The sequence below is a fragment of the Pseudomonas sp. S2_E01 genome, assembly GCF_054668365.1.
In genome coordinates, this window is record NZ_CP162762.1 from 3,450,466 (window position 1) to 3,468,775 (window position 18,310).

General features: G+C 59.1%; 25 protein-coding genes. 3 read left to right on the top strand and 22 right to left on the bottom strand.

All coding sequences use genetic code 11. The features are described from left to right. Positions 1-202 precede the first annotated feature (202 nt). On the top strand, positions 203-412 hold the full coding sequence (locus AB4O36_RS15780; RefSeq protein ID WP_460139651.1) for a hypothetical protein: 210 nt from the start codon (positions 203-205) through the stop codon (positions 410-412). A gap of 262 nt (positions 413-674) precedes the next feature. Then, the gene (locus AB4O36_RS15785) at positions 675-1,400 is read left to right on the top strand and encodes a hypothetical protein (RefSeq protein ID WP_460139652.1); all 726 of its coding nucleotides are present in this window, start codon (positions 675-677) and stop codon (positions 1,398-1,400) included. Between the two features lie 272 nt (positions 1,401-1,672). Here the strand turns inward: AB4O36_RS15785 and AB4O36_RS15790 are convergent, their stop codons facing one another. Continuing rightward, positions 1,673-1,897 carry a hypothetical protein gene (locus tag AB4O36_RS15790; RefSeq protein ID WP_460139653.1) on the bottom strand — a complete coding sequence of 75 codons (225 nt, stop codon included), beginning with the start codon at positions 1,895-1,897 and terminating at the stop codon, positions 1,673-1,675. 292 nt (positions 1,898-2,189) lie between these two features. Between AB4O36_RS15790 and AB4O36_RS15795 the strand changes: the two genes are divergently transcribed. Next, positions 2,190-2,528 carry a hypothetical protein gene (locus tag AB4O36_RS15795; RefSeq protein WP_460139654.1) on the top strand — a complete coding sequence of 113 codons (339 nt, stop codon included), beginning with the start codon at positions 2,190-2,192 and terminating at the stop codon, positions 2,526-2,528. Here the strand turns inward: AB4O36_RS15795 and AB4O36_RS15800 are convergent. From AB4O36_RS15800 to AB4O36_RS15900, 21 genes are all read right to left on the bottom strand, one after another. Beyond that, entirely contained in the window at positions 2,509-3,045 is a 537-nt protein-coding gene (locus AB4O36_RS15800) for a lysis protein (protein ID WP_460139655.1), read from the bottom strand. The genes AB4O36_RS15795 and AB4O36_RS15800 overlap by 20 nt on opposite strands. Next, positions 3,027-3,590: a glycoside hydrolase family 19 protein gene (locus AB4O36_RS15805; protein WP_460139656.1), complete on the bottom strand. Its 564-nt coding sequence runs from the start codon at positions 3,588-3,590 to the stop codon at positions 3,027-3,029. The genes AB4O36_RS15800 and AB4O36_RS15805 overlap by 19 nt, the downstream gene beginning before the upstream one ends. Positions 3,591-3,621: 31 nt before the next feature. After that, positions 3,622-4,671 (bottom strand): phage late control D family protein, encoded by a 1,050-nt coding sequence (locus AB4O36_RS15810; RefSeq protein ID WP_460139657.1) that lies wholly within the window; start codon positions 4,669-4,671, stop codon positions 3,622-3,624. Between the two features lie 75 nt (positions 4,672-4,746). Then, positions 4,747-5,007 carry a hypothetical protein gene (locus AB4O36_RS15815; protein ID WP_460139658.1) on the bottom strand — a complete coding sequence of 87 codons (261 nt, stop codon included), beginning with the start codon at positions 5,005-5,007 and terminating at the stop codon, positions 4,747-4,749. A gap of 83 nt (positions 5,008-5,090) precedes the next feature. Next, positions 5,091-5,297, bottom strand: a complete 207-nt coding sequence (locus AB4O36_RS15820) for a tail protein X (protein ID WP_460139659.1) — start codon at positions 5,295-5,297, stop codon at positions 5,091-5,093. After that, entirely contained in the window at positions 5,281-6,117 is an 837-nt protein-coding gene (locus AB4O36_RS15825; protein WP_460139660.1) for a phage tail protein, read from the bottom strand. Before AB4O36_RS15825 ends, AB4O36_RS15820 begins: the two co-directional genes overlap by 17 nt. 12 nt (positions 6,118-6,129) lie before the next feature. Further along, positions 6,130-8,595, bottom strand: a complete 2,466-nt coding sequence (locus AB4O36_RS15830) for a phage tail tape measure protein (RefSeq protein ID WP_460139661.1) — start codon at positions 8,593-8,595, stop codon at positions 6,130-6,132. A gap of 148 nt (positions 8,596-8,743) precedes the next feature. Further along, positions 8,744-9,055 carry a phage tail assembly protein gene (locus tag AB4O36_RS15835; protein ID WP_460139662.1) on the bottom strand — a complete coding sequence of 104 codons (312 nt, stop codon included), beginning with the start codon at positions 9,053-9,055 and terminating at the stop codon, positions 8,744-8,746. A 9-nt stretch (positions 9,056-9,064) separates the two neighbouring features. Continuing rightward, complete coding sequence (locus AB4O36_RS15840; protein WP_460139663.1) at positions 9,065-9,568, bottom strand: phage major tail tube protein; 504 nt, start codon at positions 9,566-9,568, stop codon at positions 9,065-9,067. 12 nt (positions 9,569-9,580) lie between these two features. Beyond that, complete coding sequence (locus tag AB4O36_RS15845; RefSeq protein ID WP_460139664.1) at positions 9,581-10,747, bottom strand: phage tail sheath subtilisin-like domain-containing protein; 1,167 nt, start codon at positions 10,745-10,747, stop codon at positions 9,581-9,583. Positions 10,748-10,851: 104 nt separating this feature from the next. Next, positions 10,852-11,211 (bottom strand): phage tail assembly chaperone, encoded by a 360-nt coding sequence (locus tag AB4O36_RS15850; RefSeq protein WP_460139665.1) that lies wholly within the window; start codon positions 11,209-11,211, stop codon positions 10,852-10,854. Further along, positions 11,212-13,107 (bottom strand): phage tail-collar fiber domain-containing protein, encoded by a 1,896-nt coding sequence (locus tag AB4O36_RS15855; protein ID WP_460139666.1) that lies wholly within the window; start codon positions 13,105-13,107, stop codon positions 11,212-11,214. It lies immediately after the preceding gene. Next, the gene (locus tag AB4O36_RS15860; RefSeq protein ID WP_460139667.1) at positions 13,100-13,711 is read right to left on the bottom strand and encodes a phage tail protein I; all 612 of its coding nucleotides are present in this window, start codon (positions 13,709-13,711) and stop codon (positions 13,100-13,102) included. Before AB4O36_RS15860 ends, AB4O36_RS15855 begins: the two co-directional genes overlap by 8 nt. 1 nt (position 13,712) lies before the next feature. Then, on the bottom strand, positions 13,713-14,597 hold the full coding sequence (locus tag AB4O36_RS15865) for a baseplate assembly protein (RefSeq protein ID WP_460139668.1): 885 nt from the start codon (positions 14,595-14,597) through the stop codon (positions 13,713-13,715). Next, the gene (locus AB4O36_RS15870) at positions 14,594-14,920 is read right to left on the bottom strand and encodes a GPW/gp25 family protein (protein ID WP_460139669.1); all 327 of its coding nucleotides are present in this window, start codon (positions 14,918-14,920) and stop codon (positions 14,594-14,596) included. The genes AB4O36_RS15865 and AB4O36_RS15870 overlap by 4 nt, the downstream gene beginning before the upstream one ends. A 5-nt stretch (positions 14,921-14,925) precedes the next feature. Next, on the bottom strand, positions 14,926-15,159 hold the full coding sequence (locus AB4O36_RS15875; RefSeq protein ID WP_460139670.1) for a hypothetical protein: 234 nt from the start codon (positions 15,157-15,159) through the stop codon (positions 14,926-14,928). A gap of 54 nt (positions 15,160-15,213) precedes the next feature. Further along, complete coding sequence (locus AB4O36_RS15880; RefSeq protein ID WP_460139671.1) at positions 15,214-15,801, bottom strand: phage baseplate assembly protein V; 588 nt, start codon at positions 15,799-15,801, stop codon at positions 15,214-15,216. Further along, positions 15,798-16,313 carry a hypothetical protein gene (locus tag AB4O36_RS15885; protein ID WP_460139672.1) on the bottom strand — a complete coding sequence of 172 codons (516 nt, stop codon included), beginning with the start codon at positions 16,311-16,313 and terminating at the stop codon, positions 15,798-15,800. The genes AB4O36_RS15880 and AB4O36_RS15885 overlap by 4 nt, the downstream gene beginning before the upstream one ends. A gap of 1 nt (position 16,314) precedes the next feature. Further along, positions 16,315-16,971, bottom strand: a complete 657-nt coding sequence (locus tag AB4O36_RS15890) for a hypothetical protein (RefSeq protein WP_460139673.1) — start codon at positions 16,969-16,971, stop codon at positions 16,315-16,317. Then, positions 16,968-17,288: a head-tail joining protein gene (locus tag AB4O36_RS15895; RefSeq protein WP_460139674.1), complete on the bottom strand. Its 321-nt coding sequence runs from the start codon at positions 17,286-17,288 to the stop codon at positions 16,968-16,970. Before AB4O36_RS15895 ends, AB4O36_RS15890 begins: the two co-directional genes overlap by 4 nt. A 2-nt stretch (positions 17,289-17,290) precedes the next feature. After that, on the bottom strand, positions 17,291-18,286 hold the full coding sequence (locus AB4O36_RS15900) for a major capsid protein (RefSeq protein ID WP_460139675.1): 996 nt from the start codon (positions 18,284-18,286) through the stop codon (positions 17,291-17,293). Positions 18,287-18,310 lie beyond the last annotated feature (24 nt).

The window sequence follows — 18,310 nt, forward strand, 5'->3', positions numbered from 1 at the left end:
GGACTGTAGCAACCCAAGCAATTGTTTTATAAGGATAACGACCTGTTTTCAGGGTAGCAAAACATCCGTTTTTTTGTGCCTATGCAAACGGAAACGTGCGGCCTCCAGCGGAGGTTTTGCGCACAACCATCCTTGGCGTCCTGCCGAACAAACACCCATCCCCTGCACTGCTACGCTTTCTCCCATCCACGGAGGAATCGCCATGCCAAATTCAGACCTGCTCCCTTCCCTGCTCTACAAAATCAACGAAAACCAACTCGCCCTCGAAGCAGCCATCATGGAGCTGTCCAACTGGGTCGAGCAGCGAGGCGGCGCAGAAGTCGCCGACAACGTGCGCGGCGCCCTGGACACCATCGATAAGAACGAGGAGTTCATCAAGATGACGCTTGCGGTGATGATGGCACCAGAGTGACAATCGACAGGAGCAGAATTACACCGCGATTCTCAAGGGGTAAGGCAAAGTAACAATAGTCAATGAATCCGGGCACTTGCCGACTTAGGCTTACCCGGATTTCACCTGCTTTACACGGTCATTGGTACAAAAATTGGTACGGGCTATATTTGCTAAACACCGGCCCAGTCCGTAGCAGCTTGGAGGAATCCGGGCCGGCAGGCAGTGACCGCGGTCGACCAGTACAAACATTAACAACAACCAATCGAAAACGGACATTTGCATGCTGAACGGAAATCCTGCGGCTAGGCTTCTTGATATTCTTATGGAGCTTCGCGACCAATCAAGAGCTGTCAATACATTTACTGTATGGGAGACCGTTTTAAAAACTGAAGGCAATCTTGCTTTAACGCATGAGAGGCTTGCTCGACTGATGCGCCTTTCAGATGAAACTTACGAGGCAATGATTGAGCGGTTTCCTAAACAGGAAAGGCCAACCAACACCTGGAAACGAACTCTAGATAATGCATTCAGAGAGCAAAACATGCTGTCTGCTTTCCATACGTTTATTGATCACATTGATGATACAGCGCTCGACCACTTAACCGCTGCAGTAGACTTACTCGATTCAAAAAACCCCACGACGCTCGACCCGTCAGAAATCGAAACCTTTATCGACGAGCTCAATGCACTTATATCTGAAGCAATGAACGGCGAATTCGAACAAAAGGTTAAAGAATATCTTGTTAGATCTTTAAGAGCGGTAGTAACAGCACTGCAAGAATATCGTCTAAGCGGTTCAATACCAGTGACTGCGTCAATTGAACAAACTCTGGGCCATAGCTTCTTTGATGTCGACTGTCGCAACGCCCTCGAAAAAACGTCTATTGGGCAGAAGATACTGAAGACTCTGGGACACTTAGCAAGCGTTGCTACAGTGGGGACGCCAGCGGTCCAATTGCTGATGTTGTCCGATACGGTTAAAAAGGCACTGGGAGTTCAAGGTTAAATTAATGCTCAGCACGCAACGCTGACGGTTGATTTATAAAGACGCTTTCCGAGCGCGCTGCGTCAGGCGCGCCTGGCAAAAGCACCACCATGTCAAGATGACCGGGAGCCGCTTGCAACCTATTGATGCATAAGGGAAATGGAGTGGTTTTTGCCACCTTAAAAACCCGCACATCACCCTATAAGAATCAATAACTTAGCGTTGTATATTCCTACAGTAGTACCCCTTCTCCGGCGTTCTGCCGAACGAAACCAGCGACATTCGAAGGATTTCTACGCCCCCAATTTCACATGCAAAAGAAGCACGTCAACCATAAAGTGGTGCTCGTAGTCGTCGAGCTTTTCGCCCGCCTTTAATTTTTCAGCAATCCCATTCAGGAAGTCATCGCCTGTCTCTCCGACTATGTCGAGGGCAAATTCCAGAACCTTTCCTTCGAGAGGCTCATTCTGATTGAGCCGGCGTTTTACATGGCCGCACTTAGCACTTATCGATTTCATTTGTCCCATCTCCACCAGTTGCCATCGGAAGCTTCAGCGACCCTAGCACGGGCGAACATGGGGGGAAAATTCTGAATGGAATAGGCCAGATGACACGAACAAAAAATAAATTTTCTCCCCCGATAAACATTGGTCCAAACGGTTGCATTTTGGGGAAGAATTATCAGCAGCTTTCCACCCTCTCCGGCGTCCTGCCGAACGAACACAAACCTCAAATCCTACTGCTCGTCGCTACACCCTCGCCGAATCATCGCGCCTCGATTACTGTATATCCAAACAGTACAGATAAGGCATGACCGTGGACCCGTATGAAATCGAAGACACCAGCGATTGGGAGGGATGCCCTACCCGGCTTGAAACCGTCAAGCATTACGCAAGCATGCTCGAGGAAGACATCCAGGCACTGAAGCGGGAGCTGCGCGGAGCGAAGGAAAACATTGCCGGCCTGGTCAAAATGAACGACGAGCTTTCGGCGGATCTGACGAGAGCCCGAGCATGGCTGGCGAACCGCGAAGCCGAAACCACTGTGCAATTGGGCGAGATCCAAAGCCTTACTCTGGTCCTATCCCAAAAGGAAAGGATCATTCGTGAGTTGCAGGCGGGGATGCCGATCAGCGGTTCACCTCTCTGACGTACGCCTGACAAGCGGCCAGCGCAATCAATCCTTGATCGCCGGCGTCGGTGATGGCGACAATTCGTTGAGCATGCGCTGGGTCAAGTCGGGCGCGTACGGCTGCATGAACCACGCCGCCGGCTGCGGCACCGGCTGACACTGAGCAGCCGTTGGCTGACTCGGTGGCGTCGAGTAGGACTGACAGGCGCACATCAGCAGTGGCAAGGCGGTCGCGCAAGCGACCTTGATCACGTTGGGCATCGCTCAGGGCTCGGTAATGGGTTTGTTCGCTGGCTGAAAGTCGCTGCTCGAGCGCCAGGCGTTTGTCTTGCTCAGTTCGTTGTTGTGCAGCCGCGGCTAGGGCCAGTTGGTTGAGGGTTTCCGCCTGCAGGCGGGCTTGTCGTTCGAGCTGCTGGCCGTAGCGCCAGTCTTGAACCTGCCACGTAATCGCGGCAGAGCCACCGAGCAGCACGGCCAACAACACGCCCACTGCGAGCACCCGATACTGCGCAGGGATCAAGTCGACGAGACGCATAGCACTGCCCTCGCCCGCTCCCACAGCTGCAACCGATCCGCCAGACCATTGAGACCGCCATTGATCTTGCGGGTGATCGCCTCGAACTCATCCCGATCCGCCAGGGCATTCAGCCCCCGTACCCACCAGAACCACGCCGCTGACTCGGCCGCCCATTGCGGCAACTCGAGCAGCTCAGGCGTACGCAGCAACCGCTCGTCACCAAACAGCGCGAGGCTGCAGCGCAGGTAGTTGCTATGCCCGGTGATCTGAATCAGGCCGCGTCCACGATAGCGTTGGCCATCACCATCCGCCTCTGGGGTATTGCCCAAACGAACGGCCAGGGTGCCAGTGTCGTATTTGCTCAGGTACTGACCGCCGCCCAGTTCGCGAACGTACTGCAGCTGACCAGATTCGTGACCAACCTGGGCCAGGAATGCGGCCTGCCGTTTCGGCGTAGCGATCTGCCGGTGCTCCATGGCGGCATTGAGGGCAGAAACAAAAACGCCCGCTTGGCGGCGGGCGTTGGGCATGATGCGTTGTAGCTGTTGCTCTGTCAGTGACATCGCGGGTCTCCATCGGGTTGGGGATATGGCGCTACTGCTGGAGCTGAACGACCTTCAGATCTTTCGCCGGTTTTTTCTTTTTGCCTTTGGCTTTCGCCTTGCCCTTTTTGCCGCCGTTGCACTCGACCGTCGTGCTCCAGCCGGACTGGGTGTAGACCTGCTCCACCGAGTCGACCAGGTACTCGCCGTCGAAGCCAACCTTGAAGCCTTGGGCATCGATGGTTCGCTCGGCAAATAGATCTGTACGCCCTACCATTTCCAGACGAACCCCAGCCGTCGAGCGGTTGAAGGCCGCCAGTCGAGCTTTGGCTGCTGCTTCTGCGGCGGACTTGTTCGGGTAGATGTGCCGGTCGGTATGCACCGGTGGCAGACCGTCGGGCGAGTCGTCGTTGTCCAGGGTGACCACGGCGAGCTTGCCGCTCTTTTTGTCCTGGTGTTTGGTCGACACCGCCTTGTGCGTGGTGCGGTCACCGAGCTTGAACTGAAAGCGGCTGACGTCACGGCGGTTAATCACCACCACGCCAAGGGCCTTGCCCGAGGCGCTCTCGCCCCCCTGACGCGGCATCACCAACAACTTGCCGTCAGCCACCTTGGCCGTGCAGTCGTACTGTTTGGCCAGGCGCGTGATGAAGTTGAAATCGGACTCATTGAGCTGATCTGCCCGAGGCACCTTGGTCTGCACCGGACACACCGGTTGCCAGCCGTTACGCGCGGCAACATCGGCGACGATGCGCGACAAGGGCACGTCTTCCCAACTACCACTGCGCGTAGTCTTACCGCTACCACGCATGTCGCTAGCCTTGCCGGAAATCACCAGGGTGTCCGGCGGGCCCGAAAAATCGATGTCATCGACGACGTAGCGACCCATGCGGGCCAATGCTGTTTCGGCGTACCCCAGGAAGATCTCGATGCCCGCCCCGCGCGGTGGCAGTGCCACGGCCCCGTCGCGGTCATCGATGCGCAGCTCGAATTCGTCAGACTCCATTCCGGGCTTGTCGGTGGTTTTTAGTTGCAGCAGCCGATCGTTGATCAGGGCGGTAATATCGGCGCCATCGGCGACGACGCGGAAGGCAGGAGTCATTATCTAGTCCAAAAAAAACCCGCACAGGGCGGGTTAGGTTGAATTCAGTTTCTGTTAACTACAGAGCATTGCAGATCAGTCGATTTTAACGATGGTCAGGCGGCCCTCTCCCACAGCAACAACACTGTTGCAGACAGGGCAGGCAAGCACGTCAGTCTTGGGGTCAATCGGTAGAGCTTTGGTACACGCCTGGCAGGTACCCACCAGTTGCGTTTCTCGAAAGCCAAATGTTTTCCACAGCACCGCGAGGATCACCCCAAGAGCCAGAAGCCACCCGAGGACGGGAATGCAAGCCAGAAGGATTGCACCTATGGTGCCGAAGATAATCCAGTTCAATCGGTAATTGAGCTCCCCCCAGACACTCCGTTTTACTTCCCTTAATTCAGTAGACCTTTCCGAAAATCTTGTTCGGAATCAGCTCAGCCCCACAACATCACAACGTCATCAGTGGGTGCGGGTAGATCCGGCAACAGAATCACGATGCCGGCACGGTAAGGTTGCGGCTCATCGGCCAGTCCCGGATTGGCGTCTAGCACCGCCTCGACAGTACCACCGAGATGACCGTAAACGTGGTAACACAGGGTGTCGAGCAGGTCCCCGTCAGACGTTCTACAAGTCGTCGCCATAGCGTGCAAACTCCAAAGTGAACGCCTGCTTGCGCGGGATCCCGCCCTGCAGCAGCGCGCTCTGTTCTTCTTCGACGTTCTTCAGGCACCAGGTGCCCAGTACGTCGCCATAACCGGTGGTCAGGGTCAGCGGCTTCAACTGGGCACCGAGGCTGCGCAGGGTATCCAGTTGCTTGATCCCGCCTTTGAAGCCGGGAAAGATCGCCCCCTTCAGCGTGATCTTTTCTTCACCCATACCGACCGCCTGCTGGGCTGGACGTCGGCCCAGGCGTTCCTGTGAGGCCCAGCGAAACTCGGTCGACCGTCGCAGCTCATCAAAGGCGGCGGTGTCCAGATTGAAGTAATACGGCGTCGCCTTGGGGTCCAGCGGTTGGACGATCAACAAGTGGGGAAACGGCTTGACCGCCTCCGGCAGTGGCGTGCCGTCGCCGGTGAGTGACCCGGTGGGCAAGATGTTGGCCAGCGATGGGCTGACCTTGCCGGCAATCTTGTTGATCGCGGAGGACGCCCGGGCAGCTTGCTCCTTCAACTGCCCCATGCGCTCATCGATCCCCGATAGCGCCCGACTGGCTTTGTTATACGTGGCCACCACCTGCCCCACTTTGGCCTGCGCCGCGTTGACACCGCGCATCACCCGTTGCAGCTTCTGCCCGATCACGGGCCCTACAAACGGCACGCCCTCCAGCTCCGAGGCCGCGCCGCTGATTTCGCTGATGGCGCCGTTGACCGGTCCAAGCATGCCGTCCAGGCTGCGGCGGCCACTTTCTCCCGCTGTTGCCAGGTATTTCAGCCCGCCTTGCAGTTGCTCCATGTAGGCCATCTGCCCTCCTCGTTACACATGTGGTTCGTCATACAGCGTGCGGTTCTGCATCTGCTGGGTGGACTGACGTAATTGCTGATCGATGTAGGGCTGTAGCTCCCGCGCCAGTTGCGCCGGATCTTTCACATCGCCCTGTACGGTGATGTGTAGAGGAGCCTGAATCTCCACCCGCTGCTCGATCTTCGGCGGCTCGCTTTTCGGGGCGGAGGCAATAGGGGCCAACAGCGCCGGCACATTGGGTGCCGAAGGCTTGCTCAGGGACCGGGTAACATCCCCCATCGCGACGCTATCGGCGTTCCGTTCTGGCAACAGGCCCGGCGTGATGGCAGATTTGGATGGTGAAAACGAACGGGCAATGTCGCCCATCACCGGCGGGAGGTTCTGCCCGGCGTTGGCCATCATCAGCGGCCCGGCGGCGGGCATTGTCTTCAGCGATTCGTCGGTGCCGAACATCGACTTACCAACCACACCACCCAAGGCATCACCGCCCATATACCCGAGATATCCGCCGATCAACCCACCGACGATGTTGCCGATCACCGGCACGGCGGTACCGATGGCAGCACCCGCCGCCGCACCGGCCAGCGTACCCGCCAGCCCACCGGCCGCCTGGCCGTAGCCCTCGGCTTTTTCATCCTGGGTCACGGCGTTGTTGTAGGTGTCGACGGCCTTGAATCCGGCATCGACCACCGCGAGCAAGGCCGGCCCCTTCATGCCCGCACCGATGCTGCCACCGCGACCACCGCCGCCGCCCTTGCCGCCCTTGCCGCCCTTCTTGCCTTTGCCATCACCGGCATCCAAATCGCCCGCATCCAGACCGCCCCCTATGGCGGGCAGGTTAGTGACAATCACTTTTTGCGGAATATTCGGATTGCCCAACAAGCTGCCGCGCCCAATGTTCATCAGGCCCTTGGCCATTTTGAAGGTGCTGACCACGCTACTCAGGGCGACCAACCCGGCCACGACAGCACCGATACCGGTCACCAGACGCGGGGTAACATCCGAGAACTCAGTCAGGCGGCGGGCCACGCTGGTGATGCCCTCGGCCACGGCATCCGTTACCGGCCGCAACGCATCGCCGATGCTGCGCATGCCATCGTCCATGCTCTGGGCCATCTCGGCCCATTTTTGCGAGGACGTTTGCCGGCGTTCCGCCAGGTTTTTATCGAGAATACCGACAGCCTGCGCCGAGTCATTTTTCAGCTTGCCGTACAGGGCTTTGTTCTGGGTGTAAGCGGTCAGCGCTGCCTTGACCTGCATGTCGGCAAACAGGTCGCCGGTGCGCAGGGCCTGCTCCAGAGACGCGATCATGGCCTTGGCCTTGACCGGGTCCGTCTCTTTGCTGATCTTGGCCGTGGCTTCCGCCATGGCCGCCGCTTTCTTCGGGTCGGTGGCTGCTATGTACTTTTGCGCCAAGGCGAAACTCGACTCCAGGGTCGACATCCCGCTTTGCAGTCCGGTGGTCATCGACGCCTGGTAATCAATCCCAACCTTCTTGTAAGCGTCGACCGTTTCTCCCGAGCCGATCTTTTCCATCCAGTTTTTCAGGTTGTTGGCCGCCTCATCGGAGCCACCGGCGGTCTTCATCTGCACCTGCAGCATGGCACCCAGTTGCGTCACCGAGTCCATGCCGGTGATACCCAGCTTGCCCATACCCGCGAGCAGCTCAGGGAACCAGCGGGCCATGTCAGCCGCCTCAAAACTGCCGGCCTGCCCTTGATAAGCAATCGCCTCCAAGGCCTTTTGCATCATCGCCGGATCGGTGATCTTGGCGTTCTGTCCCAGGGCATTGATCATGCGCGCCGTTTCGGTGCCGTCCGAACCCTGTCCAATGGCAAACTTGGCCGCCGTCGGCGCGTATTGCAGGGCCTTGTCCAGCTCCATGCCGGCCCCAACCAACGCGTTGACCACCTCGGCCACCTGATTGCGAGCCATGCCAGTGTCCCGCGACGTGTCGATAATCGTCTTGGACATCTGCGTTTCTTTAGGATCGTTGGCAATGTTGGCCTTGATCGCGATATCACGAACGATCGCGCTGAAATCCGCACTGACCTTGGTCGGGATGGCAGCGGCAGCAACCATGCCCCCTGCTTGACCAATACTGCTCTTGAGGCCCGACCGCCCCTCCTCCAGCTGTCGGTGCCCCATCGCTTTCAATTCAGCCCCGGCAGCGACACGGCCCATCGCGGTGTAGGCCTTGTTGAGCCGACCCACCTCGACACCTTGTTTTTTCAGCAGGTCGAGGTTCTTTTCCAGTTTGGTCAGCAGCTTGCCCGCGCCTTCGGCACCAGACATATGCGCCTTGCGCCACTCCTCGCGCAGGCGAATCGTGTCGCCGATGGTGTTCTGCAATACCCGGGCTTTGGTACCGACAGTGTCCAGGTGTTTGATCTTGCTTTCGACGTCCTTAAACGCTTTGCCCACCGTCGCATCGACGGCGCCCCCGATGACAAAGCCGAGCGCCAGTTTGTTCGCCATGTGCGTGCCCTATGCGTCGGAGAAATGAACGGTGGCTCAATCCGTGAGCCACCACACCAGTTCGTTGAATGGCATGACCAGGATCTCGGCCGCCGAGAACCCGGTCTCTTTGGCCACTCGCTTGGCCAGAGTTTTCAACGTGGTCGCATCAAACGCCGTCGTCTTGGACCAGACGAAAATAGCCGGCCTGCAGACGCATGTAGTCGACCAGCTTGAGCGCCATCAAGTCCGTCTCCGGGGTCTGGGTCAGCGAGGAAAACAGCGACATCTCACGCTTTTCCTCATCGCCATTACACGTGGCTTGCGCGGCCCGGATATCCCGCACGCAAGGGGCACGGATCGACATGTTGTCGACCAGCACACCGCTCAACTCGGTCGGGTATTTGAGGGTGATACGAAAGCCCTCTTCGGTGATTTTCAGCCACTTGGGCAGTGCGTCTTTTGCCGTTGTTTGAGTCATGTTTTTTCCTTACAGGCCCAGGGCCGAACGTTCTTCTGCGAGTTGATCAACGCCATCAACCACCAGCACCATGCCGACCATGTCGATCTCGTAGATCAACCGACCATCGACTTCGAGCTTGTAGTAGGTCAGCGCCATGTTGTGTTTGCTCTCGGCCTTTTCACCGGCTTTCCAGTCCCCCATATCGACCTCTTTAAGGCCGCCGCGCATGGTGACAATCACCGGGGTGACCTTGCCTTTTAGGCCTTTGAAGGAGGCGCGAAACACGGCGTTGCAAGCGGTGCGGTCCGAGAGACCGAACCACTTCAGCGCCTCACGCCGCACGCCGTTGGTTGTAAACCCGGCTTCGAGCTTTTCGACACCGGTCGGGATCTCGATTTCACCGGCCATACCCCCGCCCCGGTAGGTGTCCATTTTCAGAACCACCTTGGGCAGGGTGAGGCTCGGCATTTCACCGGCAAAACTGACGCCGTCGATAAACCCGGCGCAGTTGGACAGAACTTCAGGAATCATCAGGTGGCCTCCTTAGGCGGCTTCAAGAACTTCGGTCATGTACTGATCGGTGACTTCGAACAGGAAATTCGGGTTTTCGGCTGGCGGCACGTCGGTGAAGCGAATGCGCCAATAGACTTTGCCCTGAGCGATTTGGCTGGCCGTGTTCAACTCATGGTCGGCGTACACCTCGAAGTTGATCACCGCCCCCTGGTTCTTCAGGTCGCGCATGAAGGCCTCGAGGCCGTCGGTGACGTCCTTGACGTAGGTCTTGGTGATCGAGCGGTCTACCGCCCATTTGTGACCGGCCTGCACGGCATCCATGAGAATGAAAAGCGTGCGAACACGGGTAACGAAGGCCCACTTCGGATCGCTGGCCAGCGTGCGGTTACCCCACAGGCGGAAGCCATCATCACGAATGATCGTGGTGATGTTGGCGTTGTTCAGCAGGTTGGCCCGGCAGGTGTCGTCGCCATCCAAGTACTCGACGGCGCGGGTGGTGCCGGTGATGCCAACAAATTCCTTATTCGACGGCGAGGCCCAAAAACCGTAGGTGGCGTCGGTCCAGGCGAACAGACCCGCCGTCCAGGCCGAGCCCGGTGCATCGACTGTCTTGCTGGCGTCGGTGTCCCAGAACTGCACGCCCGGGTCGACCATGAACAGGTTGCGACTGCCGAAGTTATCGGCGTAGGCCATGGCGGCTTCGTCGGTGGTGCCGGGGCCATCGATGATGCCGATGGCCCGCAGCTTCTGCGCCAGGCTGTCCATGGCGGTGGCCACCGCCTGGGTGGCCGAATGACCCGGCGCGATCAGCAGTCGCGGCTGGGCGTTGAATAAACTCTTGCCGTCGAGCAGCGCCTGCAGACCGGTGCGCTGACCCGAGGCCAACACCCCGCCGATGATCGCCGACGTCTGCAGGGCCGGGTCTTCCAGCTTGGCCACGCCGATGGCGACGATCACCGCCTTGGCTTTGGCGTAGATCGCCTGACAGGCCTTGGTGATGGCCGCACCGGCGCCGAAAGCCGCAATGGCCTCGCGTTCGGTGGTGATCAGCTTCAACTCGCCAGCTTTGGCTGTGCCGCCGCCGAGGATACCGGGGGTAAAGGTGTCACACAGCCCGATGATCGAGGACGTCGGCAACGTGATGGTGCGTGCGCCGGTATCGACCGAGGTGGTCGTGACGCCGTGAAAGAAACTCATAAGGCTCAATCTCCAGAAACGAAAAAGCCCCGCGTGAGCGAGGCTGTCAGGGATGTTCGAATTACGTGCGACGGAAAAGAAAACGCCCCGTCAATGCAGGGCGTTTATTGGGTCTGTTCGGCGATCCACACCGGCGGCGTTGGCCGGTGCTGGCTATCAGGAAAATCCGGAGATTGAGGCCAGTCGCGCAGACTCTGCACATACCTCAGCAGGTCTAAAAACTGCTCGTCAGAGAGCGTAGTAGATATCTCGATATCGAGCTGGTCCCGGTGCCGCTCCCGCAACCACTTGACCGCCGACAATTCACCATCACGCCAAGCGCGCTCGGCAGTCGCCAACTGTGCCGGACTAACCACCGACAACGCCGGCGCATCATCGTCAAGCCATTCCTCGGCCAGCCCCGGCTGAGCATTGGCAAAACGGCCAACTACAAAACCATCGGTATTACGTTGAACAAAGGGCATTTAGAACTTCTCCTGCCAGCCGTAAGTCGTAATAACCACTTCGGTTTGAGTTTCACCAGTCACCGTTCTGACGCCGACCTGAGCATCAATGCTGGTCAGCACTTCCATCGGAATAGACGAGCTATCAAGGGGTGTGTTGCTGGAGACCGAACCAAAACCATATGTAAAGGCGGTGTAGGGCCCGACCGCCAGATCCGGGAAGTCTGGATTTCGCAGATAGATGTAACCGTTACTGCCACTGTAGAACGCTGACACATGCGCAACGACAGGCGCGCCGGGCGGCACGCTGATGGCATAGTTAGCCATAGCCACGCCCGTGACATTGGTCAAGACAACATCACGAATAGGCGTTTTCCAATAGAACATCCGGTCGAACTGTTGAAAAGGAATGATGGTGTTCAACGCATCCGTCTTGAACGAACCAATTCGCCGAATCAGTTCATACCCCGCCGGCAGCTTCGGCGCAGAATAGCTGAGCGATACCAGCACATCAGCAGCGCCGCCGACCGTCGCGCGGATCGCAAAGACGTTGTACCAAGTGTTTGCAGCGCGCGCCCCGATGTCGAGCTTTTGACCGTTCGTGCCCGCCGTCCAAGCACCAGTGTTTACAAAACAGACCATGGTTGAGTTCAAAAACACCGGGTTGCCCGAAGCTCTGGCCGCGCCCCTGGATACGTTAATAGCGTAGGTTGGCACCGTGACGTTATTCGACAGGGTAAAGCCTTCGAGGTAGTTAACCGGCGTCGCGATGGCCACCTGCGCCGCCAGCGCTGCAATATCAATGTTCCCCTGATTGATTGGTGCGTTCCAGGCCTTGATGCACCACATAACTGCCAAGTTGCGCGGGCGGGTTTCAGTGCCGCCGTATGACGATGTAGCAGACGCCGAGTTCGCAGTAGAACCCATGACATCGTTCAGCTTCGAAACCCCCTCAACCTGGCCAGTTCCAGAACCTAGCGGGGCCTCGATGTACGGCGAGTTGTGACTATGACTTTTTACTTCGTCAGCCTGATAGCTACCCACCGCACGGCCAGCATCGACACCGCGCCCATTGTCCCAACCACGCAGGAACTCGCCGCGCGATTCTGGTAGCCGAAAGTAACCGGCGGCTTCGGTGCCCTTATTGAACGCCGTTCCCAAAAATGCCGCCAGATCTGGATAGTTCGCAATGGGCCACTCGCCGCCGTTAATTTCCAGAAACCCGGGAGGGATCTTGTACACTGGAAACGCCACCATGCTACCGACCGGCAATGCCGAGGCTTGAGCAATAATCGCATCAATTTCGGGCTTGGTGTAGGTGTCCGTAATACCAAACCCGGCTAACGTGGTCGGGTTCGATCCGGACACAAACACACCGCGGTCATTCACCGTCACCTTGGTGTAGGTGCCTGCCGGCTTGTTCGCCGGCAACAAGCCGTTAATTGTCTCGTCGACGTACTGACGGGTCGCCAACACCACCGAAGGGTCGATCTTCAACTGAATGTTCGACGTGCCACTGGTGATGATGTGCATCCGCACCACCTGATTACGCCCCGACCCTTGTGCCAGCAACGGTTTGTAGCTCGGGGCCGCGTTGGCTACCGCGCAGAACACGCCGTCCTTGTCTTCCAGGGCCAGCTCACGAATCCACCAGCCGCCCACGTCAGGCGGCAACACCAGCTCAGCGATCAGTATATTGGCGTCAGTGGGAGACACCCGAAGCTGATTGAGCTGCGCCCGATAGACCTGATTGACCAGCTTGGTCTGCGTGGGACTGGGCACCGGATCGGCGCCGTTCGCATCACCGATCAGCATGTAGCGCGGTTCCCACGGAATACCGAGGGCGTCGCAGTTGGTTTTTTTGGCCGCCCCCTGAGTCGTGAGCATGCCGCCGAAAATAGAGTTTTGATTAACCATGGGGGTACACGTCCAATTGGTCTAGGGTGTATTCGCTAACGCCGTGGTAGCCCTGAACCACCACGTCGATATCCGGATTGCTCCAGGGATAAACGTCGATTTCGTCGCCGTCATACACCGCGAAGCTGACAAAGGCGTCCAGGCGGGTTTCCAACGTGATGTCGAGCCCGGTCATATGCCGGGTAACCGGCTTGGCATCATCGATCAGGCGCTCCAGTTCCTGAAACATGCCCTCAGTGATACCGGTGTCCTGCACACCGACCTTCAGCGCAAAGGTGCCCGGTACACCTTCCGGCACTGTCTGCCACCACTCGACGATCTCAATCAGATAACCCAACGGCTCGACCACCCGACGCAGTGCACCGATCGTGCCTTTGTGCTTGTGGATGTAGAACGAGGCCTTGATCGCGGCGCGCTTGACCGGCTCCGACCACCCGGGATCCCAGCGGTCGACCGACCACGCCCAGGCCAGGTGGGGTAGCAGGTGCAGCGGGCAGGTGTCGGGGTTGTATAACGTGCGCAGCGGGATCAGCGTTTGCTCAACGAAGGTCGCCTCAATAGCGCGCTCCAGCGGGGTACTGTTGAGCGGTAAAAGACTGGGCATTTCAACCTCCCAACACGACGGTGAAGCCAGTGCAATACGCCGCCTGTGCTTTGGTCGGAGCCAGATCCTGCCACCCCCGGAGTTCAACCCGGGCCACGCCGGCGACATGCAGCTGCGCATCGACGCCGGAACGCGCCACCTCCAGACCTAACCGCCGACGCGGGTTGATCCAGGCCCCCAGACGCTTGATTGCCTCGGCGAGCGCGGCATCGTTTTCCGGTCCGCTGCCCTTCATGTGCAGCACTGCATCGATGCTGTAGTGCAGGATCTCCGCGCCACGTACCGTCACGCGGTCACCGAGCGGCCGCACGTCATCGTCGTTAACCGCGTCGGCCACCAACGCCAGCAAATCGAGGCCGACTGCACCGTCCCCCTCAAGTCCCAAGACGGTAAGATCAACGCAGGCCGGCGACGGACTTTCGGCGGTGGCATCGGCGACCAGCGCCGAGGCATTACGGGCATGCAGGATGTAGCTGTTACGTGGCCCCGCGGTGCTCAACCCTTCGTACGCCAGCTGCACCCGCTCACGCAGGGCGTCATGGGATTCCAGGACCGCCTCGACCGGCGGCACCGCCAGCGGGTCGCCCGACTGAATTACCAGGCGTTTCAAGTTAACGTTGGCCGCCAAGTGATCCAGATCGCCACCCGTTGCATGGGCCAGCAATTGCGCTTTGGCCGCATCATTGACCCGTGCCCGATTGCCGAGCTTGATGTAGCTGCCGACCTCCAGCAGTTTGGTGACCGGGTCGCTTTCCACTGCAGCCGTCCAGTTGTCGCCCATGTGCCCACGGAAAACCCCCAGCGCTTCGTCGTACACCACTTCAAAGTCCAGCGGTTCCAGCACCTCCGGTGCCGGCAGTTCCGACAGATCGACCAGGGTACTCATACCCACACCTCCAACGTGCCGCGCACACCGAGGTATTCGCCGCTGACCTTAAAATTGATTTTCCCGCCCAGCACAGACAACACGTTCACCCGCTCCAATTTCAGCCGCGGCTCCCACTGCCGGAGCGCCCGAGCCGCCTCGGCCTGCGCGGCGCTTTTCCAGCCTTCGTTGATGGGCAAGTCGACCATGCGCCGCAGCTTGCTGCCGTACTCCGGGCGCTCCCGCCGACTCAGCAGCGGCGTGCCGAGAATGTCTTCAACGGACTGGCGTAAATGCTCAATGCCGGAGATGGGTTGCCCGGTGTGGCGATCCATTCCGATCATCGGGGTTACTCCTTGAGCGGCTCGAACTCGGCATGGGCATTGAGGTATTTCAACGCCGCGTCATCGGTGGTGCGAACCGAGACCGTGCCCTTGGCTACGGCCAGCGTTCGGTCACTTGGCAGGATCAGCGTGCGGGAGGTGTAGACCGTGTCGCGAAAAGTCGTGGTCGACATTAGCGCTGGTGAAATGGTGGTAGCAGGTTGTTCCTGCAGCGGCGGGTCTTCTTGAGGTTTGGCCATGGTTGCTCCGGACATGAAAAGCCCGCACGCGGCGGGCTGGATTGAAGGTGCTCATTAATGCTTATGGTTTGGCGTATTGCCGGTGGTGTCGATGATCGCGCCGTCGCTACGGATGTCCTGTGTGGCATGCAGCGGACCGTCGATATTGACCGGGCCCTTGATGTTCACAGCTGCCTCCAGGTTGATCGTGCTGGACTTCACCGTCACGGCGCTGTCCGTCACTTCAGCCTGGCTGGCCCCTACTTTGATTGTGACCGTGCCGCTCGGCAGGCTGATGGTGTAACTCTTGGCCTCCCAGTCGTAGACCAGCGAACCGCCATCGTCGAAACGCCACACTTCAACGTGATCACGATTGTCGGGCGGCGGACCACCGTTGCCATACAGCCCGGGAATGAACGTGCCTTGCGCCACGTCACCGCTGGCACTGATCAAGGTGCCCTGCTCGTTCAGGCTCGGTGCCCGCCAGTGCCGGGCCTTGCCCGCCGCCACGCTGTGCCAGCGCACCCAGCCGCTGACCCACTCCCCGTCGGATACCCGGCACACCGGCGGCGAGGCGCTGAGATCGACCGCCACCACGTAACAGTCCTTGACCACGCCGGCGAGCATGCGGTCATGCTGCGCGCTGACGTAGCCCGCACTCATGGCACTTCCTCTGGCCGGAGCTCGCCATCGCCCAAATCCAATATCAGGGTACCCGGCGGCTGGTCCGGCCACGGCCACTGCGTTTGGCCCAGGTAGATTTGTTGGGTCCACTCCACGACCCAGACGGTGTAGCCATCCAGCACGGGCTTGGTCCAGTCCTGCATAGCCCGAACAAACTCGGCCGGTTCTACTTCAACGCCCCAACTTTGCATCCGCAACAACACGGCAAGTTGCCCCGCCAGAAAAACCGCCTGCTGATGGTGATCCTCCTGGATGGGATCGGTGATGACCCGCGCCTCGAACCTGCAAGCCAACCCCGCCTCACCGGTGCCTGGGTCCTGGCCGGGTTCCATTTCCGCCATCTCGATGACCACCGCTGGCAACCGGATGCAATCCTCGATAGCCGGCCAGGCGGCCACCGTCTGCACACCCGGCAGGTGCGCCTGAACATGATGTTCGATGGCTCGATACAACTGTTCCAGGCTGAACGGCTCGTCCGTTTCATCCGTCACGTTATTTCCCCTTCAGATATTTCTGCAGTTCGAAGTTGAGCTCCTGCTGCAGGACATGCAGCAGCTGTGCATCGGCCTTGCGCACCCAGCTTTCAAAGTGTGGCCGAGCTTGCTCCAGGGAGACCTTGGCCTTGGCCAGCGGGAAACGGCTGTCGTGTTCGGCGATCCATCCCGAACTGGCCCCGCCCGCACCGCTGACATGGCTGTCGGGGTAATGGCTGGCATCGAAATGTTTGCTGGCCGTGCGGATCCAGATGTCCGCGCTGTTGCCGTAGACCTTCTTGTAAAAGGCGCCCTGGTAACGGCGACCGGCCACCGACACACCGGAGTTGCCCTGACGAGGGTTACCGATCCGGCTGGCTTCAATCGCGTTGAGACCGAACCATAACTTGCCGCTGTTGGCCGATCCGCTGACGGGATAACTGCGCAGTCGCTGACGCACGGCCGCCACAGCAATACGCTCCTGCCGACCAACCGCGCGGGCGATGTGTGTCCGCAGCCAACCGAGTGTTTTGTTGATCGCCCGACGCTGGGCGGCAGCCGCCGCTTTCGGTACCAACTTGGCGAAGTCCTGGAAGGCTTGCAGATCCGCCGACGACGCCTGCAGGGAAATCATTCCGCCACCGGCCGAGGGTTTGAAGTGGCTGCCAACACTCATGGGCGTTTCCTCAGAATCAGGGCGACGAGACCGTCACCACTCGGCTCCAACTGGAAAAGGTCGTACTCGCCGCCACCGTCGAGCTCTGGCAGATTCACACTGACCAGCAGGCCTTTTTTCAGGTCGTGCGAATCACTGACGCGGATCTCAAACCGAGGCTCGCGCAAACCGGTGTTGAGCTTGCCGATTTTTGGCTGCAGCCAGGGCGCGGAGAACATGCCCAGCACCGGATCATCACGCCCTTCGATTCGTGCGGTGTCGCCCAACGTTTCGAACACGACCGCATCGACCTCGGCGATCAGATCGCGGAAGCCCACGGTCAGAGCTCCAGCAGGATCTGCGCCCGTGGTCGCGTGCACAGGTGCAGCGGGTTGGACTGGGCTTCGCCGGCCATGCCTTTGTTGAAAGGCAGTGGCTCGATCATGCTGTAGTAAGGAATGCCCTGAGTGTTGACAGTTTCCATGTAGTCCGCTGGAGCAAACACCGAGATGTACAGATCCGGCACCCCTTCAGGAACCAGCAATGCCTTGTCGTCGTGGACGAAAGACACACCGGCGACTTTGCCACGGTAGCGCTCCCAGATAATGCCGCCGAACTCGAAGCTTTCCCGTGCATCCCCGCGCAACGCCGCTGCTTGCTGGCTGTTTAGGTAGGTCTCCTTGACCGAATCGTGAACGATCAGCTTGTTCCAGAAATGCTTACCGCAGAAAGCGCGAGAGCCGGTACTGGTCACGGCGCCAAGCGCGTCTTCCTGCATATCCAGCGCTTCGACACATTGAACCCGCAGCTCAGTGTTCGGATCGGCCAGGCCCATGGACAGCTTCTGACGCTCTACACCGAAGCGATCATAAAGATTCAACAGCACCGTGGAACCATCGGCATCGAGGATCACACCATTGAGTGCGCCCATGCGCTGGAACTCGTGTGTGGCATCCAGTTGACGGCGCGCCTTGGCCAGCCGGGCATTGACTACGTCCTGCACCGCCTGCAATTCCGTACGGGTACCAAAGGCGCGAATGCCTTGGATCTCGTCGGCCTTGATGGTGAAGCGTTCCGGCAGGTGCACGGTGTTGAACGGAATCAGATTGCGTTTACTGGCTGCGACGACCAGACCAGAACCGCCCCGCTCACCCGCCGGAACCAGCGCCAGGGTGTCACCGTCTTTCTCGATCTGCACGGTCAGGCTGGTGACCCCTTCCTCGCGGAACAAACCCAGGGCGCTGATGCGACCTGGCAGATAGGGTTGATCGTTGAGGGCTGCGGTGAGCGCGGTAACGGTGAACGCTTCGTCGTCAAAAATGGCGATATCGGCCATGGGTACTCTCCAGAAATGAAAAAC

Bases quoted from the DNA above. Each gene is read 5' to 3' on its own strand.
- AB4O36_RS15780 (WP_460139651.1), top strand. From the start codon at position 203: ATGCCAAATTCAGACCTGCTCCCTTCCCTGCTCTACAAAATCAACGAA.
- AB4O36_RS15785 (WP_460139652.1), top strand. From the start codon at position 675: ATGCTGAACGGAAATCCTGCGGCTAGGCTTCTTGATATTCTTATGGAG.
- AB4O36_RS15790 (WP_460139653.1), bottom strand. From the start codon at position 1,897: ATGAAATCGATAAGTGCTAAGTGCGGCCATGTAAAACGCCGGCTCAAT.
- AB4O36_RS15795 (WP_460139654.1), top strand. From the start codon at position 2,190: ATGACCGTGGACCCGTATGAAATCGAAGACACCAGCGATTGGGAGGGA.
- AB4O36_RS15800 (WP_460139655.1), bottom strand. From the start codon at position 3,045: ATGCGTCTCGTCGACTTGATCCCTGCGCAGTATCGGGTGCTCGCAGTG.
- AB4O36_RS15805 (WP_460139656.1), bottom strand. From the start codon at position 3,590: ATGTCACTGACAGAGCAACAGCTACAACGCATCATGCCCAACGCCCGC.
- AB4O36_RS15810 (WP_460139657.1), bottom strand. From the start codon at position 4,671: ATGACTCCTGCCTTCCGCGTCGTCGCCGATGGCGCCGATATTACCGCC.
- AB4O36_RS15820 (WP_460139659.1), bottom strand. From the start codon at position 5,297: ATGGCGACGACTTGTAGAACGTCTGACGGGGACCTGCTCGACACCCTG.
- AB4O36_RS15825 (WP_460139660.1), bottom strand. From the start codon at position 6,117: ATGGCCTACATGGAGCAACTGCAAGGCGGGCTGAAATACCTGGCAACA.
- AB4O36_RS15830 (WP_460139661.1), bottom strand. From the start codon at position 8,595: ATGGCGAACAAACTGGCGCTCGGCTTTGTCATCGGGGGCGCCGTCGAT.
- AB4O36_RS15835 (WP_460139662.1), bottom strand. From the start codon at position 9,055: ATGACTCAAACAACGGCAAAAGACGCACTGCCCAAGTGGCTGAAAATC.
- AB4O36_RS15840 (WP_460139663.1), bottom strand. From the start codon at position 9,568: ATGATTCCTGAAGTTCTGTCCAACTGCGCCGGGTTTATCGACGGCGTC.
- AB4O36_RS15845 (WP_460139664.1), bottom strand. From the start codon at position 10,747: ATGAGTTTCTTTCACGGCGTCACGACCACCTCGGTCGATACCGGCGCA.
- AB4O36_RS15850 (WP_460139665.1), bottom strand. From the start codon at position 11,211: ATGCCCTTTGTTCAACGTAATACCGATGGTTTTGTAGTTGGCCGTTTT.
- AB4O36_RS15855 (WP_460139666.1), bottom strand. From the start codon at position 13,107: ATGGTTAATCAAAACTCTATTTTCGGCGGCATGCTCACGACTCAGGGG.
- AB4O36_RS15860 (WP_460139667.1), bottom strand. From the start codon at position 13,711: ATGCCCAGTCTTTTACCGCTCAACAGTACCCCGCTGGAGCGCGCTATT.
- AB4O36_RS15865 (WP_460139668.1), bottom strand. From the start codon at position 14,597: ATGAGTACCCTGGTCGATCTGTCGGAACTGCCGGCACCGGAGGTGCTG.
- AB4O36_RS15870 (WP_460139669.1), bottom strand. From the start codon at position 14,920: ATGATCGGAATGGATCGCCACACCGGGCAACCCATCTCCGGCATTGAG.
- AB4O36_RS15875 (WP_460139670.1), bottom strand. From the start codon at position 15,159: ATGGCCAAACCTCAAGAAGACCCGCCGCTGCAGGAACAACCTGCTACC.
- AB4O36_RS15880 (WP_460139671.1), bottom strand. From the start codon at position 15,801: ATGAGTGCGGGCTACGTCAGCGCGCAGCATGACCGCATGCTCGCCGGC.
- AB4O36_RS15890 (WP_460139673.1), bottom strand. From the start codon at position 16,971: ATGAGTGTTGGCAGCCACTTCAAACCCTCGGCCGGTGGCGGAATGATT.
- AB4O36_RS15900 (WP_460139675.1), bottom strand. From the start codon at position 18,286: ATGGCCGATATCGCCATTTTTGACGACGAAGCGTTCACCGTTACCGCG.